Source organism: Lederbergia ruris, assembly GCF_018332955.1.
In the GTDB taxonomy this organism is placed as follows: Bacteria; Bacillota; Bacilli; order Bacillales; family Bacillaceae_C; genus Lederbergia; species Lederbergia ruris.
Genome location: NZ_BORB01000005.1, coordinates 36308 through 52581, shown reverse-complemented (window position 1 = coordinate 52581; position 16274 = coordinate 36308). Strand labels below are relative to the sequence as shown.

17 protein-coding genes, 1 other RNA gene and 1 other annotated feature are annotated in these 16274 nt (G+C 38.3%); of the genes, 4 read left to right on the top strand and 14 right to left on the bottom strand.

Annotated features, from left to right (window positions below; genetic code table 11):
- Window positions 1-2: 2 nt before the first annotated feature.
- Window positions 3-1079 (bottom strand): histidinol-phosphate transaminase, encoded by a 1077-nt coding sequence (hisC, locus tag KI363_RS04260; protein ID WP_212965598.1) that lies wholly within the window; start codon window positions 1077-1079, stop codon window positions 3-5.
- Between the two features lie 17 nt (window positions 1080-1096).
- On the bottom strand, window positions 1097-2269 hold the full coding sequence (aroC, locus tag KI363_RS04255) for a chorismate synthase (protein WP_212965597.1): 1173 nt from the start codon (window positions 2267-2269) through the stop codon (window positions 1097-1099).
- Window positions 2270-2315: 46 nt separating this feature from the next.
- Window positions 2316-2543, bottom strand: a binding site (T-box leader).
- Window positions 2544-3053: 510 nt separating this feature from the next.
- Here aroC and KI363_RS04250 point away from each other — a divergent pair.
- Window positions 3054-4142, top strand: coding sequence for a bifunctional 3-deoxy-7-phosphoheptulonate synthase/chorismate mutase (locus KI363_RS04250; RefSeq protein WP_212965596.1), 1089 nt, complete (start codon window positions 3054-3056; stop codon window positions 4140-4142).
- A gap of 52 nt (window positions 4143-4194) precedes the next feature.
- Here KI363_RS04250 and KI363_RS04245 read toward each other — a convergent pair whose 3' ends face one another.
- From KI363_RS04245 to KI363_RS04230, 4 genes are all read right to left on the bottom strand, one after another.
- Window positions 4195-4365, bottom strand: coding sequence for a hypothetical protein (locus KI363_RS04245; RefSeq protein WP_191967466.1), 171 nt, complete (start codon window positions 4363-4365; stop codon window positions 4195-4197).
- 111 nt (window positions 4366-4476) lie between these two features.
- An RNA gene (gene rnpB / locus KI363_RS04240) (RNase P RNA component class B) lies at window positions 4477-4861 on the bottom strand.
- A 73-nt stretch (window positions 4862-4934) separates the two neighbouring features.
- Entirely contained in the window at window positions 4935-5240 is a 306-nt protein-coding gene (gene gpsB, locus KI363_RS04235) for a cell division regulator GpsB (protein ID WP_158322348.1), read from the bottom strand.
- A gap of 136 nt (window positions 5241-5376) precedes the next feature.
- Entirely contained in the window at window positions 5377-5661 is a 285-nt protein-coding gene (locus KI363_RS04230; RefSeq protein WP_212965595.1) for a CotD family spore coat protein, read from the bottom strand.
- A gap of 452 nt (window positions 5662-6113) precedes the next feature.
- Between KI363_RS04230 and KI363_RS04225 the strand changes: the two genes are divergently transcribed.
- A complete protein-coding gene (locus tag KI363_RS04225) occupies window positions 6114-6575 on the top strand; it encodes an Hsp20/alpha crystallin family protein (RefSeq protein ID WP_212965594.1) in 462 nt (153 codons plus the stop codon).
- 95 nt (window positions 6576-6670) lie between these two features.
- On the opposite strand, the gene KI363_RS04220 is transcribed toward KI363_RS04225, so the two are convergent.
- From KI363_RS04220 to KI363_RS04210, 3 genes are all read right to left on the bottom strand, one after another.
- Window positions 6671-7126: a YppG family protein gene (locus KI363_RS04220; protein ID WP_212965593.1), complete on the bottom strand. Its 456-nt coding sequence runs from the start codon at window positions 7124-7126 to the stop codon at window positions 6671-6673.
- Between the two features lie 57 nt (window positions 7127-7183).
- Window positions 7184-7546, bottom strand: a complete 363-nt coding sequence (locus tag KI363_RS04215) for a YppE family protein (RefSeq protein WP_158322344.1) — start codon at window positions 7544-7546, stop codon at window positions 7184-7186.
- Between the two features lie 189 nt (window positions 7547-7735).
- Entirely contained in the window at window positions 7736-7936 is a 201-nt protein-coding gene (locus KI363_RS04210) for a hypothetical protein (protein WP_158322343.1), read from the bottom strand.
- Between the two features lie 413 nt (window positions 7937-8349).
- Here KI363_RS04210 and recU point away from each other — a divergent pair, with 413 nt between their 5' ends.
- Window positions 8350-8961, top strand: coding sequence for a Holliday junction resolvase RecU (gene recU, locus KI363_RS04205; RefSeq protein ID WP_158322342.1), 612 nt, complete (start codon window positions 8350-8352; stop codon window positions 8959-8961).
- A gap of 24 nt (window positions 8962-8985) precedes the next feature.
- Window positions 8986-11640 (top strand): penicillin-binding protein 1A, encoded by a 2655-nt coding sequence (locus KI363_RS04200; RefSeq protein ID WP_212965592.1) that lies wholly within the window; start codon window positions 8986-8988, stop codon window positions 11638-11640.
- A gap of 117 nt (window positions 11641-11757) precedes the next feature.
- Here KI363_RS04200 and nth read toward each other — a convergent pair whose 3' ends face one another.
- The 5 genes from nth to KI363_RS04175 form a co-directional block, all read right to left on the bottom strand.
- A complete protein-coding gene (nth, locus tag KI363_RS04195) occupies window positions 11758-12408 on the bottom strand; it encodes an endonuclease III (RefSeq protein WP_158322340.1) in 651 nt (216 codons plus the stop codon).
- A 9-nt stretch (window positions 12409-12417) separates the two neighbouring features.
- A complete protein-coding gene (locus tag KI363_RS04190) occupies window positions 12418-13110 on the bottom strand; it encodes a DnaD domain-containing protein (RefSeq protein WP_158322339.1) in 693 nt (230 codons plus the stop codon).
- A 139-nt stretch (window positions 13111-13249) separates the two neighbouring features.
- Entirely contained in the window at window positions 13250-14542 is a 1293-nt protein-coding gene (gene asnS, locus KI363_RS04185; protein WP_158322338.1) for an asparagine--tRNA ligase, read from the bottom strand.
- Window positions 14543-14581: 39 nt separating this feature from the next.
- Window positions 14582-15772: a pyridoxal phosphate-dependent aminotransferase gene (locus tag KI363_RS04180; RefSeq protein ID WP_158322337.1), complete on the bottom strand. Its 1191-nt coding sequence runs from the start codon at window positions 15770-15772 to the stop codon at window positions 14582-14584.
- Between the two features lie 17 nt (window positions 15773-15789).
- Entirely contained in the window at window positions 15790-16269 is a 480-nt protein-coding gene (locus tag KI363_RS04175; protein WP_158322336.1) for a cell wall elongation regulator TseB-like domain-containing protein, read from the bottom strand.
- Between the last annotated feature and the right edge of the window lie 5 nt (window positions 16270-16274).

Sequence of the window (16274 nt, the reverse complement as noted above, 5' to 3'; positions counted from 1 at the left end):
ATCTATTGTATGCATGGAATAACTTCCTTTAAAATTTTCAATAATTCTTCATTTTCCTGTTCAGTACCAATTGTAATCCGAATACCCTTTGGAAATTTTCTTACAATCCAACCTTTTTCAAGCAACTGTTGAAACATTTCCTCGATAGCGGGTTTGGATAATTGTAGAAAAATAAAATTTGTTTGCGATGGGTAATAAGATATTTGCTGCTGATCAAAGAAATGGTAATACTTCTGCAATTCATTAGTATTGATAATGACACATTCTTCGATAAACTCCGGATCTTCCAAAGCCGCTATCGCCGCCGTTTGTGCTAAAGAAGAAGTATTAAATGGTAAGCGAACAATATCAAGCTTGTTAATTAGCGCAGGAGAGGCTACGCCATAGCCGATCCGAATCCCAGCTAAACCATAGGCTTTTGAAAAAGTTCTCATGACAAGTAAATTTTCGTACTTATCTAGCAACGGTATGGTTTGTGGGTAGTCATTTATCGTGACGTATTCGTAATAAGCCTCGTCGACTACTACAAGGACGTTATTGGGAACCTTGTCTAAAAATCGTAACAAATCTTCTTTTGCAACATATGTGCCTGTTGGATTATTAGGGTTACATATCCAAACAAGTTTTGTATTTTCATCAATCGCCTCAGCCATTTTATCTAAGTCATGGACACCTTCTAGTAAAGGAATTTCCCTTACTTCGGCCCCTTCAATGATGGCATGGTGGCGATATTGTGAAAATGTTTCGCTAGCCATTACGGTATTGGCTTCAGGACTTAACACGGCCCTGCTAATAATTTGAATTAATTCATCTAATCCACTCGAAAAAATTAATTTAGCCTGATCGACTCCAAGATGTTCTGCAACAGCCTTTTTTAATTCTGCTGCAGCACCATCTGGATAAATAGCTAATGTATTAGTTTGCGAGATAGCTTTTAAAACATTTGGAGAGCAACCATAAGGATTTTCATTGGATGCTAATTTCACAATCTTTTCTAACTGATATTCTTTTTTTACTTCATCTGTTGTTTTACCAGGTGTGTATGCTTTTAACGTTGAAAGCTGAGATTTCACATTCATATTTTTTTCCCACCTTATTAAAATTCTTTAGAGTATTTGCGATGTCTTTCAACCGAATCCTTTAGCGAATCCATCCGGTCATGACCGAATTGATCTAAGACCGCAACAGCTAATTCCCAGGCAATAACGGCTTCTGCTACCACACTAGCGGCAGGAACAGCACAACTGTCAGAACGCTCGATACTCGCTTTAAAAGGTTCCTTCGTATCAATATCAACACTCTCGAGTGGTTTGTAAAGAGTTGGAATAGGCTTCATTACTCCTCTTATGACGATTGGCATCCCCGTTGTCATCCCACCTTCAAATCCACCAGCATTGTTTGTTCGGCGCGTGTACCCCTCTTCTTCCGTCCATTGAATTTCGTCATGAACTTGGCTTCCTGGTCGATGGGCTGCCTCAAAGCCAATTCCCACTTCGACACCTTTAAAGGCATTAATACTCATGATGGCTGCTGCTAGTTTTGCTTCTAACTTTTTATCATATTGAACATGGCTGCCTACGCCGATCGGCATCCCTTCGACAATAACCTCGACAATCCCACCTATGGAATCTCCTTGTTTCTTGGCATCGTCAATGGCTTGCATCATTTTCTCTCCAGCTTCCTCATCAAGACACCGAACAGGAGAGGCTTCTGTTTTTTCCTGTAATTCTTCTAACGTAGAATAATGCAACTTTTGTGCCTTTATTCCACCAATTTCCAGCACATGACCGCCAACTTTTACGCCAACTTCCGCTAATATTCTTTTAGCGACAGCTGCTGCTGCCACTCGAACTGTCGTTTCTCTTGCTGAGGAACGTTCAAGTACATTTCTCATATCCCGATGACCGTACTTGATTGCTCCATTTAAATCAGCATGACCAGGGCGCGGGCGAGTAATCTTTCTTTTTACTTCTTCTTGTTCTTCAGGACTGATCGGTGCAGCACCCATGATTTTTCTCCAATGTTTAAAATCATTATTTTGCACAATTAAGGCGATCGGAGCACCGATTGTCACTCCGTGTCGGACCCCACTCGTAATCTGGATTTGATCCTTTTCAATCTGCATCCTTCGTCCACGGCCATAGCCTTTTTGTCTTCTTTGTAATTCCGTATTAATCATTTCCTCTGTTAATTCAAGACCAGCTGGCACACCTTCCAAAATCGTTGTAAGTTGTGGACCATGGGATTCCCCTGCAGTTAAATATCTCATTTTTTATTCCTCCCAAAGATAAAATAATAAAAAACGCCCCTGCCGAAGCAGGGACGTTATGTTACGCGGTACCACCCTAATTTGCGGACTCATGTCCGCCTCTCTTATAAAATAACGGCTGTTACCGTCTTTTTTTACTAATTTGAGAATTCAAATGTTCGAAAAAGAAGCTCGGGAGAGTAATTCACATTCATGTTTGTACTGATTCACACCACCCATCAGTTCTCTGCCACTACAAATTCATGAAGCTACTATGCCCCGTCTTTGCTTTTAAGAGGATGTTCAAAACGTCCGGTAAAAATGACACTTCGAATTTCTTCGTTGGCTTGTTTCTACGCTGCTCATGTATCAGGTGATAAGGATCTTCCGTTAAAACCGCCCACGTCCTGTGGGCAACACGGAAGTCAGTACATCCTGTACAAGTCCGCTGCTCGAAACTGCACCGCCTCGAACTTCTTGGTCCTTTTTATCCTCCTTTTTGAACACGCTTTTTAGTATTGTTAAATTTAATTTTTATCATAATGTTGATTCATTGTAAAGTAAAATTTCGTTATTTTCTAAAATAATCTTAATGTTAACGCTTTCCGGATGTTTTTTTACTTTTTTGATTGTCAATCTCTATTTTATCACATAGAATTGTAATCATATTATAATTTTTATCTTATTTTCTATTGACAATTTAATTGTTTCGGTCTATCGTATTGAGCTAACAACTTATAAATTTCTAACACGCTTTACAGCGTTGAAGTGTTGAAGAGATATTCAATAAAATTAGGGAGGACTAATGATGTCGGAATTAGAAGTATTACGTGATAAGATTGAGAAGAAAACACTTGAAATCCTTGAATTGCTAAATGAACGGGGAGAAATTGCCCAAGAAATTGGGAGGCAGAAGGAAACACAAGGTGTGAAACGATTCGACCCTGTTCAAGAACGAAAAATAATGGATATGGTTGCAGCCCATAATAAAGGGCCATTTGAAACATCCACCCTTCAACATATTTTTAAACAAATTTTAAAAGCAAGCTTGGAACTTCAAGAGGATGACAACCGTAAGGCATTACTCGTATCACGTAAGAAAAAGCCAGAAAATACGGTTGTCAACGTCAACAATTTGAATATTGGGGATGGAAGCCAACATTTTATTATGGGACCATGTGCTGTAGAAAGCTATGAGCAAGTGAAGCTTGTTGCCCAAGCCATGAAGAAGCAAGGCCTATCTTTAATGCGGGGTGGTGCCTATAAACCTCGGACTTCTCCATACGACTTCCAAGGGTTGGGGCTTGAAGGCTTAAAAATTCTCCGTCGCGTTGCAGACGAAGAAGGCATGTCTGTGATTAGTGAGATCTTGGATACAAGAGATGTGGAATCGGCTTTAGATTATGTCGATGTTATTCAAATCGGTGCTCGTAATATGCAAAATTTCGAATTACTGAAGTTAGTTGGTTCAGTCCAAAAGCCGATTTTATTGAAGCGTGGATTATCTGCAACGATTGAGGAATTCATGTATGCAGCTGAATATATTATTTCTCAGGGTAATAGCCAAATTATGCTTTGTGAAAGAGGAATTAGAACCTATGAGAAAGCAACACGTAATACGTTAGATATTTCGGCTGTCCCTATATTGAAAAAAGAAACCCATTTACCTGTATTAGTAGATGTCACCCACTCTACAGGCAGAAAAGATTTGTTACTGCCGGCAGCAAAAGCGGCCTTAGCGATTGGTGCAGATGCAGTAATGGCTGAGGTTCATCCGGATCCAGCTGTGGCTCTTTCTGATTCAGCTCAACAAATGGATATTGATGAATTCAACCAATTTATGGCGGAAGTAAAAGGTTTCGCAGAAATCATTCAAAAAACACCTGCTCTTTAACAAGAAACAGCCCTGCACAGGGCTGTTTCTTGTTTCCAAATATGTAAAAAGCTTAGTTTTCTTTTCTATGAAATAACGTGTAATCAATCGCTTTGTTTAGACAATCTTCCGCTTCCTTTAGACCCTCCATCAATGGCCCATATTGTTCATTCCTACCAACTAAACGATATGTCGACTGCAGAGCCTTGGAAATTGCTTCAAACTCCGTTAATTTATTTGTCATAAAGCAGTCCCCCTCCCTTATATACTGACAGTATATTCCCAAAAGGAAGGATTTATTCATGTTTGACAACAAAAAAACTCACCTAATAAAAGGTGAGAGCCCATCATAACATCTTATAAGCCATGTTCTGTTCCATTGTACTCAAACGGTCATAGGCCAACCTCGTACTCCGGTGGTAATCATCTATCTGCAAGTTGATCTTGCCTTTTTCTTCGTTCATTTCCTGCGAAAAAGTTCCCCTACCAAAATTTGGGTTTCTCGCTCACGGGGTTTACCTCGTTCCACCTTTGTTGTTTCCAACAAAGCTCCGTCACTGTGGCACTTTAAAGGTACCAACACCATATTATATAAATAACGTAGGTGTTTTCCCTGCCGTCAACTAAGATTGATCTTAGCTGCCCTAGCTTATTGTTTCGCTAGGCGTGAACACTACGGGCATCTCAGCACCGTGCGAGCATGGACTTTCCTCTGCATTGAGCAGCGATTACCCAGATGTTATGATTCATACCAAGATACTATTTTATCTCTTTTTTAGCTTACATGCAAGTGGTAAAAAATGGAATAGACAATTAGTCGTCCAGTTTGCTTCCAAATACATGTTTTTCCAAGTTAGAAAGACGCTTTAAAATGTCGAAATTAGTCGTTCCAGCGGGTTGTGCTGGTGGCGGCTGTCGACGTGATTGATCTCCTACTTGCTTTTTCAATCTAATATTTTCTTGTTGCAATTCTTCCACTACTTGATGCATGGTTTCATAATCTTTAATAATTTGATCTAAAAAGTGATCTACCTCATCTTGTTTATAACCGCGGAACTTTGTTTTAAATTCTTTTTCTAATATTTCTTTAGCAGTTAATTTTAGTCGATCTGCTAACATTCCAAAACACCACCTTAAAATTCACACTACCATATCATTATTCTTCCAAAATAATGCCGTTTTGTCAATTTTTCAAGATGGTATAATTTATAATTTCACACAAAAACGAGGACATAACGTCCTCGCTCAGGTAAGCTTAGTATGGGAAAGGGGGTCTTGGGCCAAACCCTGGACGTGGTCCGTAACATGGCCCTGGCATAGGTCCTGGTCCTGGCATCATCACCTGTTGATTCGTTACTTCATTTACTACAGATTCAGTATGCGGAAAATAGTGTTCATGCACAAAATTTTCATGATTCACTGTTGTGGTATGGGATGGATGGATTTCCGGAATGATATAGTTTTGGCACGTATGTTTTACGCAACACTTTGTCGGGTGAACAATAGCCGGTAAAACTTGATTACAACAATTTTTATACATAAAAAATCTCCTCTCTTGTCATCTTTTCCTTTCATTTATAGCCTATGAAAATAAACGGATACATGTACTAATCATAAAACCCAAATTTCTTAGAAAAATATAAGCGCATGTTTTAAGGTTGAAGAAAAGATAAACAGGCTAAGTTGTGGATCAAAGGCTAAAGGCGCGCCGTCCTGGCGCAACGCCTTTGTGACCAACATCCTGTTGGCCTCCGTCCTGGCGCAACACCGTATTGACCCACATCCTGTGGCCAAAAATCAACAAATTTCTTCTGCAATTTCTTTTTGATAATAAATTTTTAATAAAACTAGTCGAAATATGCGCTTGCCCGGGAAATGAAGCGTACATATTAAGGCGATTATTCCCCACTTAGGCGGGAAATGGGTATTTTTATTGAACTCTTTAAAATCACTTGTCATACGATACTACAGACTAAATAGGAGGTGTAAAGATTGAAGGAAAAGCCTAGTAATATGAATAATATAAGTGAATCATTTCAACATTTAATCCGGAGCATGGATCGCCTATTTACAGAATCACCAAACAACGGTCTTTTACAAAGTATGGATGATTTTTTCACTCAAGCAAAACCATTTGGAGGGTTTCCAGTGGATTTTACTGAAAATAGCAAGGAATATGTTATTAATGCACAACTTCCAGGTGTGAAAAAAGAGCAAATTGAATTAGAAATTCTGCCACAATATGTTACGATCACTGTTCACCAAGAAGAAAAGTATGAAAAAGAAGATACAAAAAAACAAGCTTTTTATAGGAAAGGAATATGGAATAAATCCTCCAGAACGATCCCACTTTCGAAGCCTACAATCCAACACAAAGCTATTGCCCAATATAAAGATGGTATTCTGAATATTAGAATTCCAAAAGAGAAAGGAAAAAAATTATCGATTGAATAAGATTTGATTGTTGGCTTTGGAAGAACGGCCATATTGAAAACAAAAGATGTTGAAATAATGGAAGAAGGAATCGATCATATAGAATCGATTCCTTCTTAAAGCTTAAACATACCTCCAATTCCCTTTGCCATTCCAGAAACTTGATTAATAGCATTGAATAATTGTCCAGCAGTGCTCACCATTTTATTAAAGTCATAGGAGCCATCTTGGGATTTAAATGATTGGAATATGGAATTCAATGGTGTAGCTGGTTTTGCTGGTTGTAATTGCGCATGTTTTTTTGTATAGGGGATTGGTTGGTTATTATACTGATAATCCTCTTCAGATTGTAAAGGATTTTGAAATAGAAAGGCGGAATTTTTATGTTGCTTTTGTGGTAAAAATCCCATTGGCGGTTGACTTGGATATGGTGCAGCATAAGGGATATTCATTCCGTACTGAATGCCCGGTTGATAATTTGTGGGATACTGATTAGGAGGATAAGGATTAATATAGGGATAGGCATTTCTATAAAATCGCTGCTGACCGTTTAAGATCGGAAATGGCTGCATTTTATCCCTCCTTTCTGAATTTCTAATACACCTTATGCCCAACCATAGAAAAAAGTGCTACTCGCCATCTAATTCTTCTAGCATTCTACGCAATATAAAATCGATGGATTGAATATGAGAAATAAATCGCTTCAAACTGGATTCAGGAAAAAAAGCGCGAATCGAAACCATTTGGATATTTTCTGCCGTATTACGAATTTGCATTGGATGTAGATTTTTGGGCTTTTCTTGCACTGACCACTTGACCGCAAGTGGTTCCCATTCATCACAACAAACTTTCACTTGATCCGCAAAAGGCTTTACCTCTTGAAAAAAATCGCCTTTTTCACCTGTTTCCCTATGTTTAAGAAAAGTCTCATGTGCCTCGTTATTGAATTTATATAATTGTGCAGTTAAGTTTTTCAAATGAATCCTTTCCATTCTTACCTCACCCTGTCTTTACCAGTTATCATAAAATATTCTTTACTAAATCATGATGATTGCCCTTTAAATTAGACATTTTTGGCCCATAACGAAAAAGTAGCTGGTTATAATTCCGCTACTTTTTCATTTTACTGCTATTCAGATACCGAAGCAAAGTAAACGAATCTTACAATAATAAATGAATGACTATTCCGCTAAAGCGAACGCTGTTTCAACTCTTACTTTTTTCTGCTCTAGACTGATGACAGCCTGGACTTGTTCTCCTTGTTTGTCATCTCGGGTAACCTGTCTTTTACTCAGTACAGATTTCTCTTTCAGCATTTGTTCCACTTGATTCATCTGCATTTGAATATCTTCCAACCGGTTTAACAACTCTTTTTTAGTCACATTCCTTCCTCCATCCTCACCCTTTGCATTAGTATTTCACCATTGTCTTGACTAATCCTGCAAGGCTGACAAAACTAGAAGGGTTTCGCCAAACAAAGTGGCTTCTTTCTAAATTTTTCTTTTCTTCGACAAATCCTAAGTGGACGGTCGATTAGGACCATTCAGTTTAGGATTCCCCTCCCCTGCCTTTGTCGGTTGATCTTTAATTCTTTTCTTTTCTTCATTTTGTTTGTTTTTTGCCATATTTATCATCCTTTCTTTTTCTTGTTTATAACGTGTCCATTTAACTGAACTTCATGTATCTTTTTGGCAGATGAAACGTATATACAAACGAGGGAAAAAAAGCTATACTCCCATATGTAAGATTTTTCCTTTATGAAGGGTATGATATAATTGGGGAGAGGTGGATCTGCATGGTTTTACATTATCCCAATGGGAGAAAGTACCAAGGAAATACGAACGTAAAAAAGGAAGAAAAGAAGTTAAACAAACAAAACTCGTATAGTAACAGAGGCATGACATTAGAGGAGGATCTGAATGAAACCAATCTATATTATCGAACCCATAATATAGCGGTCATTCATAAGAAGCCGATCCCTATTCAAATTGTAAATGTAGATTATCCTTCAAGAAGTGCAGCTGTCATTAAAGAAGCCTATTTTAGACAAGCATCTACGACAGATTATAATGGCGTTTGGAATGGAAAATATATTGATTTTGAAGCAAAAGAAACAAGAAGTAATAGCTCTTTTCCTTTAAGTAATTTTCATGAACACCAAATTGAGCATATGAAAAGTGTAGTTCAGCAGGGCGGAATTACGTTTGTTATATTAAGATTTGCAACAACAGATGAAATTTTTCTTCTTGAAGGGAAAATTTTATTCTTTTATTGGGAACGGATGATGAATGGAGGGAGAAAATCAATAAAGAAGGATGAGATTATACAGAATGGGCATCAAATCCCATATGGATTGCATCCGAGAATTGACTATATTAAAAAAATCCAGGAATTAAACCTTCTTTAACATCTTTGAAAGTGAGGACTCCATATGGCAGAAAATTATCAAAGCCGAGTTGAACGCAGGAAAAAACAACCTTCAAATATAAAGAAACAACCTAAAAAAGCAAGAAAAATTTTCAAAACGATCTTCTTAACGATTTTTATTCTTGGTCTTGTCGGTGTCATTGCTGGGGGAACGACCTTTGCTATTTATGCAAAAGATGCCCCTCCGGTGGATGATGTACTATTAATTGACCCTGTCGCATCAGATTTACTTGATATTAATGGCGATGTGTTTGCCACCGTTGGTACAGAGAATCGCGATTATGTCGAATTTGATAAGATTCCGGATGAAGTTGTTGATGCTGTATTAGCAACTGAAGATGTCCGCTTCTTTAAACATGGCGGGATTGATTTCAGAAGACTGGCTGGAGCTATTTTAGCAAATGTTACGCGAGGGTTTGGCTCAGAGGGTGCCTCTACTCTTACACAACAAGTTGTAAAATTATCGTTTTTGTCTGAAGAGAAAACGTTAAAAAGAAAGGCCCAAGAGGCCTGGTTAGCCATTAAATTAGAAAAAGAATATTCTAAGGAACAAATTTTCGAAATTTATGTGAACAAAATTTTTTATGGTAATGGTGTTCACGGAATTGCTACAGCTGCTGAATATTATTTTGATAAGAATTTAGATGAATTGGAGTTACAAGAACGAGCCTTTTTAGCTGGTCTCCCCCAATCACCTAATAACTATGAACCTTATAAAAATCCTGAACGAGCAGATAAACGAAAAAATGTGGTTTTGTCCTTGATGTATCAGCATGGAAAAATTAGTAAGGACGAGATGGAAGCAGCTAAAAAGAAATCTGTTACAGAAACCCTTATTCCATTAGAAGAAAACAAAGGTACACCTTATAAATATGATTCCTTTGTTGATCAAGTTATTCGCGAAGTGGAAGAAATGGGAGACTATAATGTGTATGCAGATGGTTTAACGATCTACACCACGCTTGATCCAGATGCACAGGAATATACGGAAAAAATGTTTTTTGATAATGATGTTGTCCAGTTTCCTGATGAAGAAATGCAAGCTGGTCTTGTGCTCACGGATACAAAAACAGGTGAAATTCGTGCGATTGGTGGAAATCGTTACAAAGATGTCAAACGTGGGAGAAATTTTGCGACGACACTCTCAGAACGACAACCGGGTTCCACGATTAAGCCTATTTTCGACTATGGACCTGCGATTGAATATTTGAATTGGTCTACGTATGAACAAATCGTCGATGAACCTTATCAGTATAGTACCGGCGAATCGATTGGAAACTGGAATGACACATACGAAGGTCAAATGTCTATTCGTGAAGCTTTATATAAATCGCGGAATATTCCAGCCCTTAAGGCGTTTCAAGCTGTAGGAAATGATAAAGTCCGCGACTTTGCCGCTAAACTCGGATTGGAATATGACAAAATTGAGAATGAATCAGCTTCCATTGGAGCAATTGAAGACATTTCTCCATTAAAACTTGCCGGAGCTTATGCAACGTTTGGAAATGAGGGCATTTATAATAAACCACATACCGTGAAGAAAATTATTCTAAAAGACAATGAAACAGAAATTGTCAATAAAGTTTCTCCACAACTTGCAATAAAGGATTCAACCGCCTTTATGATTACAAACATGCTCAAGGATGTCATCTCAAGCAAACCTGGAGCAACCGGAAGTGGTGCGATTATACCTGGTCTCCCGGCAGCAGGAAAAACAGGTACGACTAATTACACTAAAAAACAAATTCTAGATTGGGGCCTTGACCAAAAGGATGTTCCCGACGCTTGGTTCGCAGGCTATACAACGAACTATACGATTGCTGTATGGACCGGTTATGAGGATCGCAAAAAGCCTTTAAGGGCTGGAAGTGATCAACAAATCGCGAAAGAATTGTATAAAAACTTAATGGCCCATGTTTCTCAAGGGATCGATACTCCGGACTTCACCATGCCGAAGAGTGTCGTGAAGGCGGCTGTTGAAAAAGGGTCCAATCCAGCGAAAAAGCCGAGCAAATATACACCGGAAAGTAATATTGTATATGAATATTTTGTAGCCGGAACGGAACCTAAAGAAACGTCTACGAACTTCGATAAATTGGATTCTCCGTCCGTAAGTGGTGCATATCATGAAGATGCCAATGAAGTTAAGTTTAGTTGGGATCACCCAGATCGCGATAAAAAAGACTTCGTATTTGATGTTTCAATAAAAATAGATGGTGAGAAAAAATCGCTCGGCGGTTTATCGGATCGGAACTATGTTTTAAAAGATGTAGAACCTGGAAAAACATATAGTATAGAAGTCATAGCTATTTCTGGAGGACAAAAAAGTAGTGCAGGCACCGCAAGTGTTACGGTACCAAAACAAGAAGATGAGAAGGAGAAGGAAGAGGAAGAAGTTACACCTCCTGAGGATGATAACACCGAAGAGACTGAAGATAACAATGAACAGGAGCAGGAACGGGAAGACGAAGAGAAAGAGAAAGAAGATGAAGCAGAGCAACCAGATGAGAATGAAGCAAATGATGAGCAAGAGCAAGACAAAAAACAGGACAACAATGAACAAGATGGGGAAAAAGATAAACAAGAACAAACGACAAATACCGATGAACCAGATGATAATCCGGACCAAGAAGTTTCAAACTCCGATGAAGCAGAGTGAAGTTTTTTGGCGGGATGCCCTATAGTTTACAAAAAAGCGTCAAGCTCTCTTACATAAGAGACGCTTGACGCTTTTTTCTTTATTCAATAGAAGCTAGTCCGCCAATTTATAAAAACCTTATGCCTTCTTTTTTAATCGTTTCTTTCCCTCTCTGCATATCTCGTTCAAAGGACAGGTTGGGCATTGTGGATTTTGCGCTTTACAGTGATAGCGACCAAAAAAAATCATTCTGTGATGCGTAACGGACCACTCATCTTCCGGAACCTTGCGCATTAAAGTCTTTTCGACCTCTAGCACGCTATCTTTCCAGCGACAAAAAGCTAGACGTTTGCTGACTCGCTCTACATGGGTATCTACAGCAATGGCTGGGATTCCAAATGCGACTGATAAAACAACATTCGCTGTTTTTCTTCCTACACCGGGTAATTTCTCAAGTTCTTCCCGAGTTGTGGGAACCTCCCCCCCATACTCCTCTAACAGCATTTTACTTAGCTTTTGAATATTTTTTGCTTTATTACGAAATAATCCAATCGAACGGATATCCATTTGCAGTTCTTCTAAAGGAACAGCTAAATAATCCTCCGGTGTTTTATACTTTTTAAATAACTTCTCTGTTACCCGATTGACTAATGCATCCGTGCATTGCGCAGATAGGGAAACGGCAATGACAAGCTCAAAAGGATTAGAGTGATTGAGTTCACAATGAGCTTCAGGAAACATTTTCCCCATCTCGTCCAAACAGAATCGGATTTGTTGTTTATTTAACATTCCATCACCTTATTGCTCAAGCCAATTATAAACAGGCATTGTCTTTGATGTTGAGTGCGTCGGTTTGCTGGCTTTTGTTTTTTGTCTAAACTTTGAACTATGAATCTTTGCTTGCTCAACTGTCTGTATACCATTTTTCTTCCATTCAAATAATATCCGATCAATGTAGCGAAAATTAAGGGTATTGGACATGACAGCTTCTTTTAAAGCTGCTTTTATCAATGTTGGATCTTGGCCATCGTGATCGATCCACATCGCTAAGGATTCACATTCCATTGGAGATAAAGGCCGGCCAAATTCATTCTCAAAAATCGTGTATAAATCTTGTTCGGCTTCTAATACATTTCTAAAATTGTCTTGTTTTCTTTCTTTCATCATTTCTTCTGCGAGCTTATACCATAGAGGTGTAAGAGAATATTGATCAAATCCTAACCCTTTATCGCTTTGCTGTTCAATCTTTAACATCTCATGTTGAACAAGTTTACGTAGAATGGATGAACATTCATTATGAGTAATCGTCATGTTCTCCGCAATTTGTTCAGGCGTAGGGAATACATTTCCTTTTTCTTTATAAGCTAAAATTTGAAGGATTAAGGAAAGTTCCTTCTCATCCAAGCCTAAGCTTCGATATTTTTGCATGAGCAAAACAGGAATTTGAATTGTTCCTGCTTCAATCCAGGATACCATCATGTCTTGATCCATCTTGTGACACCTCGCTTTGTGTTATCTAGGAAAAAATCCATATGAGTGAAAGAGACTAACCCATCATGGATAGTCTCTTTTTCTTGGTGCTTTCATAAACGAGCCGTATGGTTTCCTAACTAATTTAAATCTTTGGTCTTTACGGATACAGACGGTTTAATAAACGTGGGAATGGAATCGTTTCTCGAACATGTTCGACGCCAGCTATCCAGGCAACAGTTCGTTCTAAACCTAATCCAAATCCGGAATGAGGTACAGAACCATACCGTGAAATATCCAAATACCATTCGTAAGCTTCTAGTGGCAATTGATGTTCTTCCATTCTCTTCTTCATTAATTCGAAATCATGAATTCTTTCCGATCCACCAATTATTTCTCCATAACCTTCAGGGGCAATCATGTCAGCACAAAGGACAAGCTCATCATTTGCAGGATCCGGCTGCATATAAAATGGCTTTATTTTCGTTGGGTATTTCGTAATAAATACAGGTTGATCAAAATGATCGGCAATGGCGGTTTCATGAGGAGCACCAAAATCATCGCCCCATTGAATATCATCAAAACCTTGCTCATGTAAAAATTCAATCGCATCATCATACGTAATGCGTGGGAATGGAGCCACTACTTTTTCTAACTTCGTTGTATCTCTCCCCAGTCTTTCTAGTTCTAAAGAACAGTTCTTTAATACGGATTGTACGATAAACGCGACATATTCTTCTTGCACTTTTAAACTATCCTCAAAGTTATAAAAAGCCATTTCAGGTTCAATCATCCAGAATTCAATCAAATGTCTACGAGTTTTTGACTTCTCGGCTCTAAACGTAGGGCCGAAAGAAAATACTTTGCCGAGCGCCATTGCTGCGGCCTCCATATAAAGCTGTCCACTTTGCGATAGGAAGGCATCTTCATCAAAATATTTTGTATGAAAAAGCTCTGTCGTTCCTTCCGGAGCACTTCCCGTTAAAATCGGTGGGTCAATTTTAACAAATCCGTGTGAATTAAAGAATTCATAAGTGGCACGGATGATTTCGTTTCTAATTTTCATTACAGCATGTTGACGGCGTGAACGTAGCCATAAATGACGATGATCCATCAGAAATTCAGTGCCATGGTTTTTAGGTGTAATAGGATAATTCGATGCTTCGTGAATAATCTCTATATCTGATACTAATAATTCATATCCGAATGAAGAACGACTATCCTCTTGGATAACACCTGTTACAAATAGAGAGGTTTCTTGTGATAAAGATTTGGCCTTTTGAAAAATGGATTCATCCACTTCACTCTTAACCATGACCCCTTGAATAAACCCTGTTCCATCGCGTAATTGCAAAAAAGCAATTTTTCCGCTTGAACGCTTATTATCCAACCACGCCCCAATTGTCACTTCTTGTCCCACATATTTATTTACTTCTGAAATCGATACTTTCATATTGGTCGTCCTTTCATAATGCAAAAATTCCTTTTATCCTTACTTCGTTTTATTTTGAACAAATGTGTGGATTCTTTTGATCGCCTCTTCTAGATTCTCTAAAGATGTTGCGTAAGATAAACGGATGTTATCAGGTGAGCCAAATCCAGACCCCGGTACAACCGCTACTAACGCTTCCTCTAATAACCCTGCAACAAATTGGTCCACTGATTCATAACCAGTCAATGTCGCAGCTTCCTTTACGTTAGGAAATAAGTAGAAAGCCCCTTGCGGCTTTTTACATTTCACTCCTGGTATAGAGATCAGTTTTGGATAAATAATATTTAGTCTTTCTTCAAAAGCTGTTTTCATTGTTTCTACAGCCGTTTGTGGTCCATTATAAGCTTCAATTGCACCAAACTGCGAGGTAGTTGTCGGATTAGAGGTAGAATGACTAGCAAGGTCTGTCATGGCCGCAATTAGCTTTTTGTCCCCAGCTGCATAGCCTATTCTCCATCCTGTCATAGAATGTGATTTGGAAACACCATTAATTAGAATTGTTATCTCTTTTAATTCCTGTGAAATCTCCGCAATCGTTGTATGAGTATTGTCTCCGTAAATTAATTTTTCATAAATTTCATCGGATACAATTAATACTTGATGTTTTAAGCAAATTTCCCCTAAAGCAGTCAATTCATCCTTGGTGTAGAGCATACCTGTAGGGTTGCTAGGTGAATTAAGAATAAATGCTTTTGTATTAGGTGTAATGGCTTTTTCCAGCTGTTCTGGTGTGATTTTAAAGTCTTGCTGCTCTTTACCTTCTACAAAAACAGGTACTCCCTCCGCTAATTTTACTTGTTCAGGATAACTAACCCAATAAGGTGTTGGGATAATAACTTCATCCTTAGGATTTAAAAGAACCTGAAATAATGTGTAGAGAATATGCTTTGCCCCATTCCCTACAATTATTTCAGACGGAGCATATTCAAGACCTTGGTCATTTTTTAGTTTTGTCACGATCGCTTGCTTTAGTTCCGGTAATCCCCCAGCAGGTGTATACTTTGTTTTCCCTTCATTCATTGATCTATAGGCTGCCTCAATAATATTACTAGGTGTATTAAAATCAGGTTCTCCTGCTCCAAGCCCAATGACATCCATCCCCTGCGCTTTTAATTCTTTTGCTTTTGCAGTAATGGCCAAAGTTGTGGATGGGGTTAATGTTTCAACGCGATTTGCCAAATGAATTGTCATGATAATTCCTCTCTCTACTATAAATTTTCAATTTTCCTCCACCATTTTCCAGTATCAAAATGAATATAATAATAATTGAGGTTTGACTGTTCGTCTAAATAGGATATTTCCCAAAGTGGTAAATCCTTTTCCATCCCAAGTCTTACTCCCATTATTTTTTGTGGGTTTTCTTCTTGGTTTAATTTTGCAATGGCATCCTGCTTAGATATGCCATCAGCCATTTTTTTTTCGACTATTTTTTTCCCTTTCTTTTCGGGGATCCAAACAGCAAGCTTCTCTCCAGATTTGTTTTCTCCCACAATGACATAATGTGTTTCGGTGCCATTATATAAGTAAAATTCATCGATTTTTGTTAGTTTGGCTTCCGCTCTTGCTCTTTCTTCAGCATATGCTTTCATATCCTTCACTGGAGCTCGACTTGTTTGGTAGACGTAAAGAAAGAATCCAGAAGCCAAAAGAATCGTGCTAGCTATGACAATTAAAATCCATTTTTTCATACGAG

Excerpts from the sequence above, each read along its gene's own strand:
- hisC (WP_212965598.1), bottom strand. The coding sequence starts at position 1,079 with ATGAATGTGAAATCTCAGCTTTCAACGTTAAAAGCATACACACCTGGT.
- aroC (WP_212965597.1), bottom strand. The coding sequence starts at position 2,269 with ATGAGATATTTAACTGCAGGGGAATCCCATGGTCCACAACTTACAACG.
- KI363_RS04250 (WP_212965596.1), top strand. The coding sequence starts at position 3,054 with ATGATGTCGGAATTAGAAGTATTACGTGATAAGATTGAGAAGAAAACA.
- KI363_RS04245 (WP_191967466.1), bottom strand. The coding sequence starts at position 4,365 with ATGACAAATAAATTAACGGAGTTTGAAGCAATTTCCAAGGCTCTGCAG.
- gpsB (WP_158322348.1), bottom strand. The coding sequence starts at position 5,240 with ATGTTAGCAGATCGACTAAAATTAACTGCTAAAGAAATATTAGAAAAA.
- KI363_RS04230 (WP_212965595.1), bottom strand. The coding sequence starts at position 5,661 with ATGTATAAAAATTGTTGTAATCAAGTTTTACCGGCTATTGTTCACCCG.
- KI363_RS04220 (WP_212965593.1), bottom strand. The coding sequence starts at position 7,126 with ATGCAGCCATTTCCGATCTTAAACGGTCAGCAGCGATTTTATAGAAAT.
- KI363_RS04215 (WP_158322344.1), bottom strand. The coding sequence starts at position 7,546 with ATGGAAAGGATTCATTTGAAAAACTTAACTGCACAATTATATAAATTC.
- recU (WP_158322342.1), top strand. The coding sequence starts at position 8,350 with ATGGTTTTACATTATCCCAATGGGAGAAAGTACCAAGGAAATACGAAC.
- KI363_RS04200 (WP_212965592.1), top strand. The coding sequence starts at position 8,986 with ATGGCAGAAAATTATCAAAGCCGAGTTGAACGCAGGAAAAAACAACCT.
- nth (WP_158322340.1), bottom strand. The coding sequence starts at position 12,408 with ATGTTAAATAAACAACAAATCCGATTCTGTTTGGACGAGATGGGGAAA.
- KI363_RS04190 (WP_158322339.1), bottom strand. The coding sequence starts at position 13,110 with ATGGATCAAGACATGATGGTATCCTGGATTGAAGCAGGAACAATTCAA.
- asnS (WP_158322338.1), bottom strand. The coding sequence starts at position 14,542 with ATGAAAGTATCGATTTCAGAAGTAAATAAATATGTGGGACAAGAAGTG.
- KI363_RS04180 (WP_158322337.1), bottom strand. The coding sequence starts at position 15,772 with ATGACAATTCATTTGGCAAATCGCGTTGAAACATTAACCCCATCCACA.
- KI363_RS04175 (WP_158322336.1), bottom strand. The coding sequence starts at position 16,269 with ATGAAAAAATGGATTTTAATTGTCATAGCTAGCACGATTCTTTTGGCT.